This is a genomic window from Halomonas sp. FeN2, from assembly GCF_020595105.1.
Taxonomy (GTDB): domain Bacteria; phylum Pseudomonadota; class Gammaproteobacteria; order Pseudomonadales; family Halomonadaceae; genus Vreelandella; species Vreelandella neptunia.
In genome coordinates, this window is record NZ_CP074200.1 from 2,989,254 (window position 1) to 3,004,175 (window position 14,922).

The following is a 14,922-nucleotide window of genomic DNA, read 5'->3' on the forward strand; positions in this document are numbered from 1 at the left end:
CGCCGCACTATCCTTTAGTGAGTCGCGTAAATGTCGGGGCTCTCAGTCGGTTGCGAGGCGATGGCATAGACTTCCAACGGGCCACGCTTTTCTCCCGACATGCCCGGTGAGCCAAGCGGCATTCCCGGCACACTCAGCCCTATGATAGAGGGCTTTTCATCAAGCACTTGGGTCACGCTCTCAACAGGCACATGCCCTTCGAAGAGATAGTCCCCTACGACCGTGGTATGGCAGCCCTGCAGTTCTTCAGGGACGTTATACTCGGCTTTCATTTTAACAAGATCATGGGTGTCGATCGTCTCCACGTCGAAGCCGTTTTGTTCCAAATACTTGGCATATTCGGCACAACACCCGCAATTGGGATTTTTGTAGAGAGTCGCTGATATATCAGCCGCCAATCCCGATACGGGAAAAGCCAGCAAAGACGTAACGGCAAGCGCTTTCCAATGTTTCATATGTTGTGTGTCCGGTTAGATATCAGAGAGGAAGGTCCAAGCGACGCTATCCGCATGATGAAAAGGTTGCTTGCGTACAAGCAACCCTATCCGAGCCGCTTTAAGCGTCGTCGTTCTCATGCTGCATGTTTTCCATCATGGCGTTACATTTTTCCATCATGGACTTCATATCGCCCATCATGTCGTGCATACCCCCTGCTTGCATCATATTGCTATGCATGGCGTTGCCCTCCATCGGCTTCTGTTGATTCTCTTCTTGGGCAAGAAGCGAGCTAGCTCCGAAGCTGCTGGCAGCAACAATGGCAGTAAACAGGATCGCAGTATTACGTTTACGCATGACACTCTCCTCTGTGTGTGAGTCACTCTGCCAAACGCGCTGGTGGTAGGACTTGATTACGGTTTTTTATCCTGTGGCAGAAGTGCTTTTTTAAGATATCCTTAAAGCAGACTTTAAGGTCAAGGCCTCATTTTAAATTTCGTTATACAACCTAAATGTTTGTCATGAGCGCTCAGCTGAAGACTTGACCTTTGGGCAGCCTAACGGTTGTAAGCTGGCTACGAATAAACGAATGAGGATAAGCCAATGCGAGTCTCAGAGCTGGCTCAGACGGGAGGAGTAACGGCAGAAACGGTACGCCACTATACAAGGGAAGGGTTATTGCAACCGCACCGCGACCCGCGCAACGGTTATCAACTCTACGATGCAGAGTCCTTGGGGCGCCTACGTTTTATCGATTGCCTGCGTTCGCTGGGTGTTAGTCTTCCAGAGATCAAGCAAATATTATCTTGGGCGGATCAAGGCACTGCAGAGTTTATTGAACCAGTACCACTCGCCACTCAAAGGGGACGTCTTTACTTGCGGGCTCAAGAGTTCCAGGTGATAGCGCGCTGGATAGATAATATGAATCAAGACAAGATGACTGAAAGTTTCAGCCTGAAGGAGCTCATCGAATCGCTTGGATCTAGAAAATCAGACGTCGAGATTAATGATAAGCGAGGTCATCATTAATGTTGCGATGGGGTCATGGCACCGTGCGTATCCACCATCCCTATCATGGATTCCAAATACCAGAGTTGCCAGACGGCAAACGCAATAATTAGCAGCGCTGCTAGCGTACGAGTCGCAGGACTACGTATCCATATTGAGACGCGGCGCGCTGCCACACCGGTCGCTAGGACGGCAGGCAGGGTGCCGAGCCCGAAGGCCCCCATCATCGCGGCGGCACGCAATGGCTCGGCTACGGCCAGACTCCAGGCCAGCATCGAATAGATTAGCCCACAAGGCATCCAGCCCCATAGCGAGCCAAGTGCGAACGCTTGGGGCACTTTTACAACAGGCATCAAGCGACGTCCTATTGGTTCGATGCGGCGCCACAGAACGCGCCCTAGTGCCTCGATACGTAGCAAGCCCTTCCACCAGTTGGCGATATAAAGCGCCATCAGTATCAACATGACCGCCGCCAGGATACGCAATACCAGGGCGAAGCTGTCCAATGCATGGTTGAGCACGGAACCGAGCAGGGCCACCAAGGCACCCGCGATCATGTAGCTGCTGATACGGCCTAAATTATAGCCGAGCAACAGAGCTGCTAAACGGCTAGGTTGTCGCATGCTGGGGGGCACAGCAAAGGTCAGGGCACTCATGATGCCGCCACACATGCCGATACAGTGCGCGCCTCCCAGCAAGCCGAAGACGAAGGCCGCCGCCAGCGGCGGCAGGCTCAGGTCGGCGGGATTCATTTAAGGAGCGCCTTTGGTGCTATCCGCCGTACCAAGGGAGGGGCTGGTGGCGAAGGTCGCCGGAGGGGAGCCGTACGGTGAGATAAGTTCGACCTGTTCGGGTGGATAGCAAAGTCCTTGATCGGAACAGCCCTGAAAGGTCACCACGACGGCCAACGGTCCGATCACGGTCTCGCTCGCCTCGATGGGCGCACTCACCAACACCTGATTGTAGAAAACATTAATGTCCCCCAAAGATGCGTGCGACATTGGCTCACCAGGTGGCAAAGCCAGCTCTCCGAAATTGATACTTCGAGAGAGACTCTCAATCGCAAACTGATGCCGATGAAGGTAATAGTCTTCGGCGACGGTGAAACCGACATAAACCCGATCATCGTCTCGCCAAGCGGTGGTTCGGAAGGCTTCTGTAGCCGGTAGAAAGTCACGTTGCGTCGAACGGTTAAAAGGGGAGCTTTTGTCACCAACCCCAAATATCTCTTCACGTGCCGCTACCGGTGTGACTATAAAGAGTGCCACCATTAGAAAAGCGAAGACTTGTTTCATGAGTTTAACGCCGCCTTTGGCTTATCCACTGGCTGACGTCTGGACCAAGCGACCAGAGCAAAACCCGCTATGAGCATCGGTAGTGTCAACAGCTGCCCCATGGTCAACCAGCCAAAAGCGATGAATCCCAACTGAGGGTCTGGGAGGCGCACGAACTCCACGATGAAGCGAAAGGCTCCGTACAGAAGCAGGAACAACCCAGAGATGAGGCCTCGCTGACGCGGTCGGCGCGATAGCCACCACAGCACGGCAAACAACACGACACCTTCAAGGGCAAACTCGTAGAGAGCCGAAGGATGGCGTGGCTCTGGGCCCAGCTCCATCATGGATGGAAACACCATTGCCCAAGGTACATCACTAACTCTTCCCGGTAACTCGTGATTGATGAAGTTACCGAGGCGACCCGCTCCCAGGCCGATCGGGACTAACGGAGCAATGAAGTCAGTCAGTTGAATAAAAGCCAGTTGATGTTTGCGAGCAAACAGCCAGGCAGCCACTAATACACCGGCAAGGCCGCCATGAAAGCTCATGCCTCCTTCCCAGATTTTTAATAACCAAAGGGGGTTTGCTTGCAGTTGTTCGAGCCCGTAAAACAGCGCATAGCCAAGACGGCCGCCAACGATGATGCCGATGGCGCCGTAGAAGATCAGGTCGCCCATATCATCGTGGCTTAGGCCGAGTCGGTGGGCGCGACGCCGACCCAACCACCAAGCAGCGACTAGCCCGATGACATACATTAAGCCATACCAGTGGATCTGAAGAGGGCCTATGGCGATGGCGATCGGATCAATTTGAGGGTATTGCAACATATACCTTCCTTAACTTAGCGTTACAGATGGAGTCATTAATAAAAAAATAATGCGTTTTCATAACCGTTTTATCGTTTCCACTTCTCGACTTCTTGGATGACTCGCTCAACATCTTCAGACGTTATGTAACCTGTATGTTTGTAACGAATAGTGCCTTCGGTATCGACCAGATAGCTTTCTGGGGCGCCATACACACCTAGCTCAAAACCTAGGTTACCCTCTGGATCAAAGATGTTGACTTCAAAAGGGTTCCCGAACTCGTCAAGAAACTCGAGCCCCTTTGCCTGGGTATCCTTGTAGTTGATCCCAACCAAGCGGACGCCTCGCGCGGCTAAATCCAATAACTGCGGCATTTCATGTTTGCAAGTCGGACACCACTCTCCCCACACATTGACTAATGTCACCTTTCCTTTAAAAAGAGATTCATCAACGAGCCTTGAGGGGTCTTCCAGCGTTGTCAGGCTGAATGGCGGAAACGGCTGAGCTAACAAGGGTGAATCTCTGGCGCTAGGATCCATTGATAAGCCCTGATAAAAGAAAAAGCTCAAACCAAAAAAGCCCAATAGGGGTAAAAATAGCAATGTCCGAAATTTCACGTGTACGTCTCACAGGTAGTAGCGGGTAAATGCCTGCTGAGCATTGTTAATGCTTACGAAAGTTGATTTAGAGCACTCGGTTGCTATCGGTCATGGCTGTCGAGCCCATAAGCGTTTCGCCAGCAGCGGCAGCAATGTAATGCCACTGATGAGAATCAGCGCGATTGTGAGACCACGGGAGTCGGCCGTAATCAGCACTTCGCCGAACATGACAATTAGATATGCCGTGGGGATCACGCCGGCCAGTGTGGCGATCAAAAAGCGCCAGAAGGACAGGGGGGTGATACCTGCCGCATAGCTGACGGCATCAAACGAAAGGAAGGGCACCAATCGGGATGCAAAAACGATGAGCATCAAGCCTGTCTGAGAGCGCTCCTTTCCCAGCCAGTTGAAGATGGGCCGCGTACGCGGCCAGCGTTGCATCACTTCATAGCCGAGCAAACGAGCAATGCAGAAAGCGAGCAGAGCACCGGCTTCGGCACCGATAACGACATAGATCGTCCCCCAAACTGGGCCGTAAAGCGCACCAGCCACCATCGCAATTGGGCCACTGGGAATCGGGCTCATGACAATGGCCGCCATCATCATAAAGATGATGGCCAACGGCCCCCAGACGCCCAGCCTATCAAGCCACTCACGCAAGGCCTGCTTGTCGGTCAAGACCGACAAGGCGCCGGTCTCCATCAGAATCCAATAAAGGGCCGCCAAGCCCATCAATAGAGTGAGCCCCAAAAAGAGCGTTTGCTTTACGCTAAGCTTGGTTGCCATGTGCATCTCAGTGGTCGTGATTGGGGAGACTCGCATCTCAGCCCTGTACCGTTATGGTGTATCATTCAACGCCCAATATTTCGCGAAACTGGTCGGTCGACACTGCGCCATTGATACGCTGAACTTTCCCGGCTTCATCACGGTAGTAGCTGGTCGGCGTTCCCGTAGCACCGGCCTCACGCATGATCTGGGCGTGATTTCTAAGAAGCGCTTGACTCTCCTCCGACGGCTCCACCGGCCTTATGCCGCCATTGCGAAATTCCAGTTCATGAGTTTCGAGAGCACTGGCCGGATTGTCGGATTCAAGGATTGCAGCAGCTTTGCGAAGACTGTCCTCTGATAGCACGCCGACCAGCACGTGACGAAGCTGTAACACGCCTTGCTCAATGAGCGGGCGCGAATTTTTCCAGAGTGCATTGCAGTAGGGGCAGTTGGGGTCTGTTAGTGTGTACACAATATGCGAAGCATCATCATTCCCCTCCGAGATAAAACGAGTGTTTTCAAACGCACTCCAGGTAGCTTCCAGCATGGGGTCCAGCACCAGAGCCTGAAGCTGGCTTTCCATAACGGCATTGCCCTGCGGGTCGATTAACGTACCAATGACGGCGTAGTCGGAAGAGGAGGAGATATAAGCTGCCATAGGCTCATTATCATAAGACAAGGCATAGCCTTGGAGACCGTCAGGCGCTTCGAAGCTGCCATGGAAGGTGAACCCTTGATCCACCAATGCGGTAATCGATTTGGGCAAGGGAGACTCAGTATTCGTGGCACTGCTGGCCTGACGACTCTCAGTGGCATCAGTACTTGCTTCCTGCGCCAACGCAGGCAACGTTATAAGACCTAACAGACCTGCAGCAGCTAGGCAATAAGTGATAGGTAGGATATATCTCATGGATGCTCTCTTTATTAGTTTCTGATCTACCCAAGGGGGACGATTGTATTCGGTTGCCAGCTTCATCACTTCTTATTAAAAAACAGGTATTTGATGAGCGCAGCAACACCAAGCCCCAGCGCAATAATCAACAAGATCGCTATTAGGCCCATCCCTGCCATACCCCACATGCAGCTTTCACTTCCCATCATTTTGAATTCCTCGTTAACACGACATTGTTTGGTTTAGGCGCGATGAACAGCATCGTTTGGACGTGGTGTGGCATTGCCGGTATCCGATGTGAAACGGCGTAGCCGCAACGAGTTAGTCAGCACAAAAACACTGGAAATGCTCATGGCCGCCGCCGCCAGCATGGGGCTGAGCAATACGCCGATGAACGGATAGAGCACGCCCGCCGCTACGGGGATTAGTGCTACGTTGTAGCCATAGGCCCAAACGAAATTGCCGATAATGGTCCGGTGGGTACGCTTGGAGAGCGCTGTGGCATTGACGATGCCTCGCAAATCGCCACTCATCAGCACCACATCGCCAGACTCGATGGCGATATCGGTACCAGTGCCGATCGCAATGCCCACGTCGGCCTGCGCTAACGCGGGAGCATCATTGATTCCATCTCCCACAAAAGCGACACGCTTGCCCTCCGCTTGGAGACGCCGGATCTCTGCCGCTTTCTGGTCGGGCAGCACCTCGGCGAGAACCTGCTGGATGCCAACCTGCCGTGCGATAGCATCGGCAGTAGCACGGTTATCGCCGGTGAGCATGGCCACGTCCAGCCCTTGCGCTTTGAGTGCTGCGATAGCCTCGGCAGAGCCTTCTTTAAGGGGATCCGCCACCGCGATGACTGCAGCAAGCTGACCGTCTACCGCGGCATAGAGTGGGCTCTTGGCGTTCTCGGCCAACACCTTGGCGCGTGTTTCTGCCTGGCCGAGGTTGATTTCCAGCCGACGCATGTAACGATCAGCTCCTACTTGCACCAAGTGGCCGTCGACCTCGGCTTCAATGCCGTAGCCAGGCTCGGCACTAAAGCGACTGACCGGGGGTAATTCCAGCCCACGGGCCTTGGCGCCCTGTACAATAGCCTCGGCGATGGGGTGCTCGCTTTGAGCTTCCACCGCCGCGACCAGTCGCAGCACTTCGTTTTCATGGCCGTTGATCGCTTCGAAGTCGGTCAGTTCGGGGCGCCCTTGGGTCAAAGTGCCGGTCTTGTCCAGTACCACCGTATTCATCTTGGCCAGCGTCTCAAGCGCCGCCCCTTTACGAAATAGCACTCCCATCTCGGCCCCTTTCCCGGTACTGACCATGATGGCCGTTGGGGTGGCCAGACCCATCGCACAGGGGCAGGCAATTAGCAGCACGCTAACGGTAGTGACGAAGGCAAAGGACAAAGACGGCGCCGGTCCGAAAGCGAACCAGAGTGCAAAGGTAATCGCGGCAATAACGATGACCACAGGAACAAACACACCAGCAACCTTGTCGGCTAATTGCTGAATGGGGGGCTTCTCCGCTTGGGCCGTTTCCACCATCTTGACGATCTGCGACAAGACGGTGTCGGCACCGACTCGCGTGGCCCGAAAGGTAAGTGCACCGTTCTTGTTGATAGTGCCACCGACGACTTCGGAACCCTTCTGTTTGACGACCGGCACTGGCTCACCGCTGATCATCGACTCATCAATGTAGGAGTGACCCTCCTCAACGATGCCATCGACTGGAACACGCTCCCCTGGGCGAACCAAAATACGATCGCCCGTGACGACGGCGTCGATAGGCAGCTCGACGGTTTCATCCTCGCGGATGACACGGGCAGTTTTCGCCTGTAATTGCAGAAGCTTCTTGATCGCCTCGGAAGTGCGACCTTTGGCAATGTGTTCAAAATAGCGACCGAGCAGAATTAGCGTCACAATGACCGCTGCCGCTTCGAAATAGCTCACGGCTGTTCCGACGGGGAAGAGCGCGGGCGCCAGCAAGGCGGCGACTGAATAGAAGTAGGCAGCGCTCGAGCCGATCATGACGAGGCTGTTCATGCCCGGATTAAAATGCCGGAGTTCGGCGAAGCCGGCACGATAGAAGCGTGCACCTGCATAAAACTGCACCGGTGTCGCCAATAACCACTCGACGCCCATCCAGGCGCGATGCGGCATTAGACTTGTTAACAGCGTGTCAAAAGCGGGAATCATTTTCCCCATGGCGATAATGACCACCGGAATCGTGAATATTGCCGCGAGCACGACTCGGCGGCGAAGCTCAGCTCTCTCCCGGTCCTCGCTGTCCGTCGGTGGCGGCGTATCGGTATCCTGTGGTTCATAGCCTGCCTCGCGGATGGCATGCTGAATACGCGGTAGAGAAACGACTCCCGGCAGGAAACGAACGAAGGCTTTCTGGGTGGCGAGGTTAACACTCACCTCCACTATGCCGGGCAGCTTCGTTAGCGTTCGCTCAATCCGAGAGACACAAGATCCGCAACTCATGCCGGTGACGGGTATGTCGAGGCTTTCTACCACCGGTTGATAGCCCGCCGTTTCAATGGCATTGAGTAGGTTAGCGGTTGCGGTACCTGCTTCGACCTGGATAGCCGCCTTCTGTGTGGCGAGGTTTACTTGAGCGTTGATCACTCCTGGCTGCTGGCTGAGTGCACGCTCCACACGCCCAACACAGGAAGCACAGGACATACCACGAATCTCGATGTCGACGTGTTGCGTCATAATGACGATCTCCCTGTTAATTTATCGACGACCCGATAGGCAAACTTGATTCCCATGTTCGCTGTCGAGAAAATGCCCAATCATTCAGTCTGCTCAGCGATAGCTTCAACAATCGGGCAGCCTTCCTGCATAGGCCCTTCGCCTGCACACTCACTCAATGTTTTCGATAATACGGCTTCAATCCGCGTGAGGTGTTTGATCTGCTCGCGCACTTTATGCAGCTTCTCGCCGGCGATGCGTTTAGCTTGTGCCCGGTCGCCATTAGCATCCTGAAGCATTAACAGCTCCCGAATCTCTTGTAGCGTGAAGCCCCACTGCTTGGCATGAACGATAAACTGCAACCGATCCACGGCTTCTAATGGGTAACGCCGATAGTTGGCATCGGTCCTCCTCGGAGGAGGCATAAGTTTCTCTTTTTCGTAGAATCGAATCGCCTGGCTAGCGACTCCACTTCGTTCGGCAAGCTCGCCGATACTTAGTGTTTGCATGACGTTACCTCACGACATTGCTAGTCTGAACGTCCAATAACCTGACTCAGTTGATATGCCTCCTACACCGGCCGAGGCTCCTATTGATTCGGTTGGCGCACGACCCTAAGGTAGGGCGTCTTAGTGTTCCAACCTTCGGGAAAGTGTTGCTTGGCGTCATCATTTGATAGCGATGGCGAGATGATGACATCGTCACCGTTTTGCCAGTTAACGGGCGTGGCCACTTTGTGTTTGTCGGTTAACTGCAGCGAATCAAGAACACGCAGTATCTCGTCGACATTACGTCCAGTGCTGGGCGGATACGTCAAAGTGAGACGAATTTTCTTGTCAGAATCGATGATGAAGACCGTACGCACCGTCAGTTTAGGATCGGCTTTCGGGTGAATCATTCCATACAGCTTCGCCACCACCTGATCTTCGTCAGCCAGCAAGGGGTAGTTCAGAGCTGCGCCCTGAGTCTGTTCAATATCCCTCGCCCAGTCGTGGTGAGAGCTAAGTGGATCCACCGAAACCCCAACCAGCTTGGCTCCCCGCTGGGTGAATTCGAGCTTTCGCTTGGCAAACGCGCCCAGTTCTGTGGTGCATACTGGCGTAAAATCAGCGGGGTGCGAGAACAGCACCGCCCAGCTGTCGTCAAGCCATTGGTGAAAGTTGACCGTACCTTGCGTAGATTCGATCGTGAAGTTTGGTGCTGTCTCGCCCAGTTGTAGCGTCATGGAAATGTCCTCATGTCATTCATTGAGTGGCCACCATAACTTTGAAGTCAACTTTAAGGTCAAGCGTGATGTGTAATATTTGCAGTTCGGTAGGAGACAAATAATTTGCCAATAAAGGTTGACCTTAAAGCAGCTGTAAGCCTTAAAATTATTATGGCGCTAAAATGGACATGATATGAGGTAGCACCATGGGATTGGTATCAATACCCTTGTTGTCTGTCTCCATAACTTAAGTTGCGATAACACATTGGAATCTCTCTCTTCCATCGGCTTGGTCGGTGCCTTTATCGGCGGATTGGTCTCCTTCTTTTCGCCCTGCACGCTGCCCCTGTTACCGGCCTACCTCTCGGTGGTCACAGGTGGTAGTGCCGGTAAAGCCGACAGGCGGTTAGAGGCATTGACCCTCAGTGCCTTCTTCGTCTTCGGCTTCAGCATCGTGTTCATCCTACTCGGGCTCGGCGCCAGTAGTATCGGGCAACTGATGCGAGGGTATCGCCAAGAATTCAACTGGGTTGCCGGCTCAGCGGTGATCGTGCTGGGCCTCTTCATGACCGGCGTGTTCCGGTTGCCGCTTTTCCAGCGTACCCTTCAGTTCACTCCCAGTGTCCAGGGTGGCTCCCCTTTGTCGGCGACTGTATTCGGGGTATCTTTCGCCATCGGTTGGACACCGTGTATCGGTCCTATACTGGGCGCTATTCTGATGGCCACGTCTAACGCTGCTAGTGCCCAGTCTGGAATGATTTATCTCAGTGCCTACTCGGCTGGCCTAGCGCTGCCTTTTCTTGCCAGCACTTTACTGATTAACCGATTCGCTCTGCACCGGAAAAGCCTAGGAAGGTGGAGCGCCTATGCTCGCCCCGTCGCGGGCACGGTTGTGATTCTGATGGGTATCGCCATCGTCTCAGGTAGCATGACGCGGCTTTCCAGTATCATGGTCGACCTTTTTCCTTCCCTGGCGACACTGGGGTAGCCTAGCCATTCGATAAAGTTCTGCGAAGTGTTGACCTACTCAAACAGTTGAAAACTGTGAACATAGTAAGAGCTTCTGAGCCAAGCTCGAGAAGCTGGCTAGCATCCTCCGCTCTACATTTTGCCCAAGTAATCGCGTCTAGAACTGTCATGCAGCGGCCTGGCAAGGGATAGTCCACAACCGATTTTGCCTCTGGTCTCACCGAAAGCAGCCCAACGAACTCGTCGATAATCTCGGCTTCACGAATTTTGTGTACATCCCCAGACGGAACTCTGATCATTAAGCAGAAGCCTATCAATAGTCTCCTTTTCTGACGGAGAACCGATACTGCCAACCTTCAGTGGCGGGCGAGAATCTTCGCTGCGATGGGCGAAGTGATCATTTGAATCACGGCAAAAAAAGCGGCTGGAATCGCGATTTCTGATGGCAAACCGGAAGCAGCGACAAACGCTGCGGCAATGCTGAATTCCTTTTTACTGACCGTGAAAAGATAGGTAATCACCTCTTTGCGATCGGAGGTGAGTAACCGTGAGGACATACCTACCAGGTATCCAATCAAATTGAGGCACAGGGCCGCCCCCGCAATCACAAACGCATACCAACCATAGCCAATGATCGTGGAGGCATTCGGCCCGACCACGGCGAGTAGGATCAGCAGATACAGAATTGACCCTATCCCTGCATACGCTGAATCATGCCGTGCAAAGAAAGCCGAAAACTTTGTCCGCAAGGTGACCCCAATCACGGTAGGGACAAGCACGATCAGTGTTAATTCAAGAATAATTGATCCAAGCGGTACGTCTAACTGGAGGCCGGTGAGCCATAAAAACAGGAAGGGCACAATAAACGGGCATAACGCGGTATTGACTGCGTTGAAAACAGCGGCAAGCGCCACATTGCCTTTCGCCATTAGTGCCAAAAGAGGAGAGGACACATCCGTCGGCAGAGTGCCGAGCAAAGTTTGGCCAGCAGCCAGCGGGCCGCTTCCAAAAAATAGACGGCCCGTCAGCCACCCGGCAATCGACATCGGCCCATAGACCAGCCCCAATGCCAACAACTGCCGTGACGGCTTACGGAACACGATGCGCACTGCATGCGCATCGAATGTGAGGCTGATGATCAACATCAGTAATGCCAGTAATGGCCCAATCGCGAACTCAAGTATTATTCCGGTGGCCGGAAAGAGTAAGCCTACCCCCGCGACGAACATCACAAACCAGACAAGGTGCGCCTCGACAAAATAAATGAATCTACTCATGGTGGATTGGACGTTACCGGTTGAAGTGGATTGAGCTCCGTATCTAAAACATGATCACTTCGGCCCAGCACGCCATGACTTGCTTGGGAGCAAGGGACGCTCTTCCCAATCCAGCGATGCAAATAGACAATGCTCAAGGGTTGAAGCTTTAGTTGCTAGAGGTTTTATAGTACCAAGAACAGATAATTCGTGAGAGGGTAACAGATGGGACATCATCATGATCATCCCCACATTGATCCTGCCTCTGGCGACCGGCGCGTCAGCATCTCCATTTGGGCCAATGGGCTCTTAACCATCGCTCAAATCGTCGGTGGCATTATGGCGGGAAGCTTATCGCTGATCGCTGATGCATTACATAACTTTTCAGACATGGCAGCGTTAGTCATTGCCTTTGCTGCTCGTAAAATCGCCAGACGGCCCGCCGATGCGCACATGACCTTTGGCTATGGCCGCATCGAGATAGTGGCAGCACTCATCAACTACACCACCCTCATTATTGTCGGCGTCTACCTGATTTACGAAGGCGCTATGCGGATGATCGATCCCCCTGAGATAGAGGGATGGACGATCGTGATTATTGGTGGCGTCGCGCTTGTCGTCGATGCCCTTACCGCCGTGCTCACGTGGTCAATGCAAAAAGAGAGTGTCAATATCCGCGCCCTTTTTCTGCATAACTTATCGGATGCGTTTGCCTCCATCGCTGTGATTATCGGTGGTTCGCTTATTTTACTGTACGACATGCGCTGGGTAGACCCCGCCATCACGATAGGGATTGCGCTATATATTCTTTACCTTGCCTTCTCTGAAATTGGTGGCCCTATCCGTACGCTAATGCTGGGATCTCCACCGGACATTGACGGGCAGGCAGTCATTGAGACCGTCCGAAATATCGAGGGAGTCCAGGATATTCACCATGTGCATCTATGGCAGATGCAGGAAAACATGGCAGCCCTTGACTGCCACGTGGTTCTGACAGAAACCGGCTGGCAGCAGCTTGAATCCGTCAAAGCAGAGATCAAGGAGCAGCTTAAAATGCGCTTCAGTATTGCTCATTCCAGCCTAGAGTTTGAGCATAGTGATCACGCGCATCAAAATGCCAATCTATATGGGCACGAGTGACAGACCGAGGCCGACTCCCGGCTCAGGTAGGTAGCGAGCGACTTACTCCCATAGCGATTGGCTTATTTTTCCACCCTACTTTTCCACCCCATCGTTGAGACAGAGAGAGAAACATGTTCAAAAAAGCGTCTTTTATATTAGCCGGTACGTTAATGCTAACCGCTGCAATCGTCGCCGTATCAAAACCTGCCCTCTTAGATATGCAAGCTCAGGCAGCAAAGGAGAGCGGTGTCCAGGCTGAGGACTCCTTGGTGCGTTCACACTCCCCCATCTTGGGGCGAGAAGACGCGCCGGTAACGATTGTGGAATTCTTCGATCCGGCTTGCGAAGCCTGCCGTGCTTTCTATCCCCTGACAAAAAGTATTCTGGAAACCTACCCAGAAAAAGTGCGGCTCATCGTGCGCTACACTCCTTTCCACGGCGACGTATCTGATAAGGCCATTCGGGTATTAGAAGTCGCTCGTCGTCAGGGCGTCTTTGAACCGGTACTGGAGAGGCTGCTGGCTCGCCAGGATCAATGGGCCTCACATGGCAGTTTTGATGAATCCGCTATCCTCGATATCGCGAGCCAAGGGGGCCTTGATTTAGCGACTGCTGAAGAGCAACTGACTTCTGCTGAGGTGCAGGCGGTGATTGACCAAGACATGGAGGATGTCAGAGCCAATCAGATTCGCCAAACACCCACCTTTTTTGTCAATGGCGAGCCTTTAGATCCCTTTGGTATGCAAGAGCTGATTGATGCCGTTGAGAGTGAAGTAGCGGAGATCTCTGGGGAAGAGGATGGCCAGTGATGCAGCGCTGGTGGTTACTAGGCTTGATGGGCTTTTACCCCTTGCTAGCCGAAGCCAATTGGCAAACGCATCTGTTATTGCCGCCGTCTGAACTTAGCCCTGTCAGGTTACAGGCGGCTAGCGAGCAAGAAGGCACATTACCGCTCGATAGCGTTGATACCCTAACCTTTGGGCGTGATGTCGTCATTGATACCACCCTCTACGAGGCCTTGGCAGCAGAAGGTGTACCAACGCGTTTCGCCACTAAACTGGAAACACTGCTCAGCGAGTTTATCGCAGCACCATTGGAGTTCTCAGGCAAAGAGCGTATTCAATTAGTGTGGGAGGAAGATCGACGCCAGGACGGCACCCGAGTTGGGCCACCACGCCTCAGTTATGCCGCTCTGCCTGACCAGACAGAGCCCTTAGAGGTTATATGGCCGGTCACTCCAAAGGGGGACGTTGCTCTTTTCAAAAGCGACACCCTGCTAGGCACGTTGCGGTTGCCCGTTCTTAGTGCTCGCTTAACGTCTCGCTTTGGAAATCGGCGACATCCTGTGTATGGAGGGATGCGTCCTCATAATGGGATTGACTTGGCTGCGCCGACAGGAACGCCGGTCATTGCCACCGCACCTGGGCGCGTATCCTTTATGGGTCGCCAAGGAGGATATGGGCAGGTGATCGAGGTGGAGCACGATACAGGGGCAGTTAGTCGCTACACACACCTTAGCCGATTTTCCCCACAGTTAGTGGTTGGGAATTTAGTCAACGCTGGGGAGCCGCTCGGAGAGGTAGGTTCGTCCGGGGTCGCCACGGGGCCCAACCTACATTACGAAGTGAGAGTCAATAACCAGCCTGTTGACCCCCTTGATCAAGGTCAACGCATCATGTTGGGCGAACAGTCGACTCAAAGTGAATATCAAGCGTCACTTTACGAGGCAAGAGATCGCTTAGAACAAGCTATCGGTACGGCTTCTATTTACGATCTGATTTCACTTAACGAGCAATAAAATTTAGATAAGTGGATTAAATGGTGGGTGTCACCGTTGCATGAGAGTGAGGCAAACCGACCTCTCATCGGAATATCTGGTTGATGCTT

18 protein-coding genes are annotated in these 14,922 nt (G+C 53.2%); 5 read left to right on the forward strand and 13 right to left on the reverse strand.

Going from position 1 to position 14,922, the window contains the following annotated elements; genetic code table 11:
• Positions 1–14: 14 nt before the first annotated feature.
• Positions 15–455, reverse strand: a complete 441-nt coding sequence (locus KF947_RS13815) for a DUF411 domain-containing protein (RefSeq protein WP_227404210.1) — start codon at positions 453–455, stop codon at positions 15–17.
• 100 nt (positions 456–555) lie between these two features.
• Positions 556–792 carry a hypothetical protein gene (locus tag KF947_RS13820; RefSeq protein ID WP_035562998.1) on the reverse strand — a complete coding sequence of 79 codons (237 nt, stop codon included), beginning with the start codon at positions 790–792 and terminating at the stop codon, positions 556–558.
• A gap of 246 nt (positions 793–1,038) precedes the next feature.
• Between KF947_RS13820 and KF947_RS13825 the strand changes: the two genes are divergently transcribed.
• Positions 1,039–1,464, forward strand: coding sequence for a MerR family transcriptional regulator (locus tag KF947_RS13825; protein WP_035563000.1), 426 nt, complete (start codon positions 1,039–1,041; stop codon positions 1,462–1,464).
• Here KF947_RS13825 and KF947_RS13830 read toward each other — a convergent pair.
• From KF947_RS13830 to KF947_RS13870, 10 genes are all read right to left on the reverse strand, one after another.
• Positions 1,461–2,195 (reverse strand): sulfite exporter TauE/SafE family protein, encoded by a 735-nt coding sequence (locus KF947_RS13830; protein ID WP_113271216.1) that lies wholly within the window; start codon positions 2,193–2,195, stop codon positions 1,461–1,463. The genes KF947_RS13825 and KF947_RS13830 overlap by 4 nt on opposite strands.
• Positions 2,196–2,738: a protein-disulfide reductase DsbD domain-containing protein gene (locus tag KF947_RS13835; RefSeq protein WP_022522186.1), complete on the reverse strand. Its 543-nt coding sequence runs from the start codon at positions 2,736–2,738 to the stop codon at positions 2,196–2,198.
• Positions 2,735–3,547, reverse strand: a complete 813-nt coding sequence (gene lgt, locus KF947_RS13840) for a prolipoprotein diacylglyceryl transferase (RefSeq protein WP_035563007.1) — start codon at positions 3,545–3,547, stop codon at positions 2,735–2,737. Before lgt ends, KF947_RS13835 begins: the two co-directional genes overlap by 4 nt.
• 68 nt (positions 3,548–3,615) lie before the next feature.
• On the reverse strand, positions 3,616–4,143 hold the full coding sequence (locus tag KF947_RS13845; protein WP_053856991.1) for a DsbE family thiol:disulfide interchange protein: 528 nt from the start codon (positions 4,141–4,143) through the stop codon (positions 3,616–3,618).
• Between the two features lie 90 nt (positions 4,144–4,233).
• Entirely contained in the window at positions 4,234–4,911 is a 678-nt protein-coding gene (locus tag KF947_RS13850; protein ID WP_227404211.1) for a TVP38/TMEM64 family protein, read from the reverse strand.
• A 61-nt stretch (positions 4,912–4,972) separates the two neighbouring features.
• The gene (dsbG, locus tag KF947_RS13855) at positions 4,973–5,803 is read right to left on the reverse strand and encodes a thiol:disulfide interchange protein DsbG (protein ID WP_022522190.1); all 831 of its coding nucleotides are present in this window, start codon (positions 5,801–5,803) and stop codon (positions 4,973–4,975) included.
• 65 nt (positions 5,804–5,868) lie between these two features.
• Complete coding sequence (locus KF947_RS22130) at positions 5,869–5,994, reverse strand: hypothetical protein (RefSeq protein ID WP_258955997.1); 126 nt, start codon at positions 5,992–5,994, stop codon at positions 5,869–5,871.
• A gap of 33 nt (positions 5,995–6,027) precedes the next feature.
• Positions 6,028–8,502 carry a heavy metal translocating P-type ATPase gene (locus KF947_RS13860; protein WP_227404212.1) on the reverse strand — a complete coding sequence of 825 codons (2,475 nt, stop codon included), beginning with the start codon at positions 8,500–8,502 and terminating at the stop codon, positions 6,028–6,030.
• Between the two features lie 80 nt (positions 8,503–8,582).
• Positions 8,583–8,990, reverse strand: coding sequence for a heavy metal-responsive transcriptional regulator (locus KF947_RS13865; protein WP_035563017.1), 408 nt, complete (start codon positions 8,988–8,990; stop codon positions 8,583–8,585).
• An 80-nt stretch (positions 8,991–9,070) separates the two neighbouring features.
• A complete protein-coding gene (locus KF947_RS13870; RefSeq protein ID WP_159340870.1) occupies positions 9,071–9,706 on the reverse strand; it encodes a peroxiredoxin in 636 nt (211 codons plus the stop codon).
• 247 nt (positions 9,707–9,953) lie between these two features.
• Between KF947_RS13870 and KF947_RS13875 the strand changes: the two genes are divergently transcribed.
• Positions 9,954–10,676: a cytochrome c biogenesis CcdA family protein gene (locus KF947_RS13875; RefSeq protein WP_159340871.1), complete on the forward strand. Its 723-nt coding sequence runs from the start codon at positions 9,954–9,956 to the stop codon at positions 10,674–10,676.
• 337 nt (positions 10,677–11,013) lie between these two features.
• Here the strand turns inward: KF947_RS13875 and KF947_RS13880 are convergent, their stop codons facing one another.
• Positions 11,014–11,934 (reverse strand): bile acid:sodium symporter family protein, encoded by a 921-nt coding sequence (locus tag KF947_RS13880; protein ID WP_159340872.1) that lies wholly within the window; start codon positions 11,932–11,934, stop codon positions 11,014–11,016.
• A gap of 204 nt (positions 11,935–12,138) precedes the next feature.
• Here KF947_RS13880 and KF947_RS13885 point away from each other — a divergent pair, with 204 nt between their 5' ends.
• The 3 genes from KF947_RS13885 to KF947_RS13895 all read left to right on the forward strand — a co-directional run bounded on the left by KF947_RS13885 (position 12,139) and on the right by KF947_RS13895 (position 14,833).
• Positions 12,139–13,053, forward strand: coding sequence for a cation diffusion facilitator family transporter (locus tag KF947_RS13885; RefSeq protein WP_159340873.1), 915 nt, complete (start codon positions 12,139–12,141; stop codon positions 13,051–13,053).
• Between the two features lie 113 nt (positions 13,054–13,166).
• Positions 13,167–13,844 carry a thioredoxin domain-containing protein gene (locus tag KF947_RS13890; RefSeq protein WP_159340875.1) on the forward strand — a complete coding sequence of 226 codons (678 nt, stop codon included), beginning with the start codon at positions 13,167–13,169 and terminating at the stop codon, positions 13,842–13,844.
• Positions 13,844–14,833 (forward strand): M23 family metallopeptidase, encoded by a 990-nt coding sequence (locus KF947_RS13895; protein ID WP_227404213.1) that lies wholly within the window; start codon positions 13,844–13,846, stop codon positions 14,831–14,833. Before KF947_RS13890 ends, KF947_RS13895 begins: the two co-directional genes overlap by 1 nt.
• The last annotated feature ends 89 nt before the right edge of the window (positions 14,834–14,922 follow it).

What these genes read in the sequence shown, in the direction of transcription:
- KF947_RS13815 (WP_227404210.1), bottom strand. Translation starts at nt 455, where the DNA reads ATGAAACATTGGAAAGCGCTTGCCGTTACGTCTTTGCTGGCTTTTCCC.
- KF947_RS13870 (WP_159340870.1), bottom strand. Translation starts at nt 9,706, where the DNA reads ATGACGCTACAACTGGGCGAGACAGCACCAAACTTCACGATCGAATCT.
- KF947_RS13885 (WP_159340873.1), top strand. Translation starts at nt 12,139, where the DNA reads ATGGGACATCATCATGATCATCCCCACATTGATCCTGCCTCTGGCGAC.
- KF947_RS13860 (WP_227404212.1), bottom strand. Translation starts at nt 8,502, where the DNA reads ATGACGCAACACGTCGACATCGAGATTCGTGGTATGTCCTGTGCTTCC.
- KF947_RS13830 (WP_113271216.1), bottom strand. Translation starts at nt 2,195, where the DNA reads ATGAATCCCGCCGACCTGAGCCTGCCGCCGCTGGCGGCGGCCTTCGTC.
- KF947_RS13865 (WP_035563017.1), bottom strand. Translation starts at nt 8,990, where the DNA reads ATGCAAACACTAAGTATCGGCGAGCTTGCCGAACGAAGTGGAGTCGCT.
- KF947_RS13835 (WP_022522186.1), bottom strand. Translation starts at nt 2,738, where the DNA reads ATGAAACAAGTCTTCGCTTTTCTAATGGTGGCACTCTTTATAGTCACA.
- KF947_RS13820 (WP_035562998.1), bottom strand. Translation starts at nt 792, where the DNA reads ATGCGTAAACGTAATACTGCGATCCTGTTTACTGCCATTGTTGCTGCC.
- KF947_RS22130 (WP_258955997.1), bottom strand. Translation starts at nt 5,994, where the DNA reads ATGATGGGAAGTGAAAGCTGCATGTGGGGTATGGCAGGGATGGGCCTA.
- lgt (WP_035563007.1), bottom strand. Translation starts at nt 3,547, where the DNA reads ATGTTGCAATACCCTCAAATTGATCCGATCGCCATCGCCATAGGCCCT.
- KF947_RS13880 (WP_159340872.1), bottom strand. Translation starts at nt 11,934, where the DNA reads ATGAGTAGATTCATTTATTTTGTCGAGGCGCACCTTGTCTGGTTTGTG.
- KF947_RS13850 (WP_227404211.1), bottom strand. Translation starts at nt 4,911, where the DNA reads ATGGCAACCAAGCTTAGCGTAAAGCAAACGCTCTTTTTGGGGCTCACT.
- KF947_RS13895 (WP_227404213.1), top strand. Translation starts at nt 13,844, where the DNA reads ATGCAGCGCTGGTGGTTACTAGGCTTGATGGGCTTTTACCCCTTGCTA.
- KF947_RS13890 (WP_159340875.1), top strand. Translation starts at nt 13,167, where the DNA reads ATGTTCAAAAAAGCGTCTTTTATATTAGCCGGTACGTTAATGCTAACC.
- dsbG (WP_022522190.1), bottom strand. Translation starts at nt 5,803, where the DNA reads ATGAGATATATCCTACCTATCACTTATTGCCTAGCTGCTGCAGGTCTG.
- KF947_RS13825 (WP_035563000.1), top strand. Translation starts at nt 1,039, where the DNA reads ATGCGAGTCTCAGAGCTGGCTCAGACGGGAGGAGTAACGGCAGAAACG.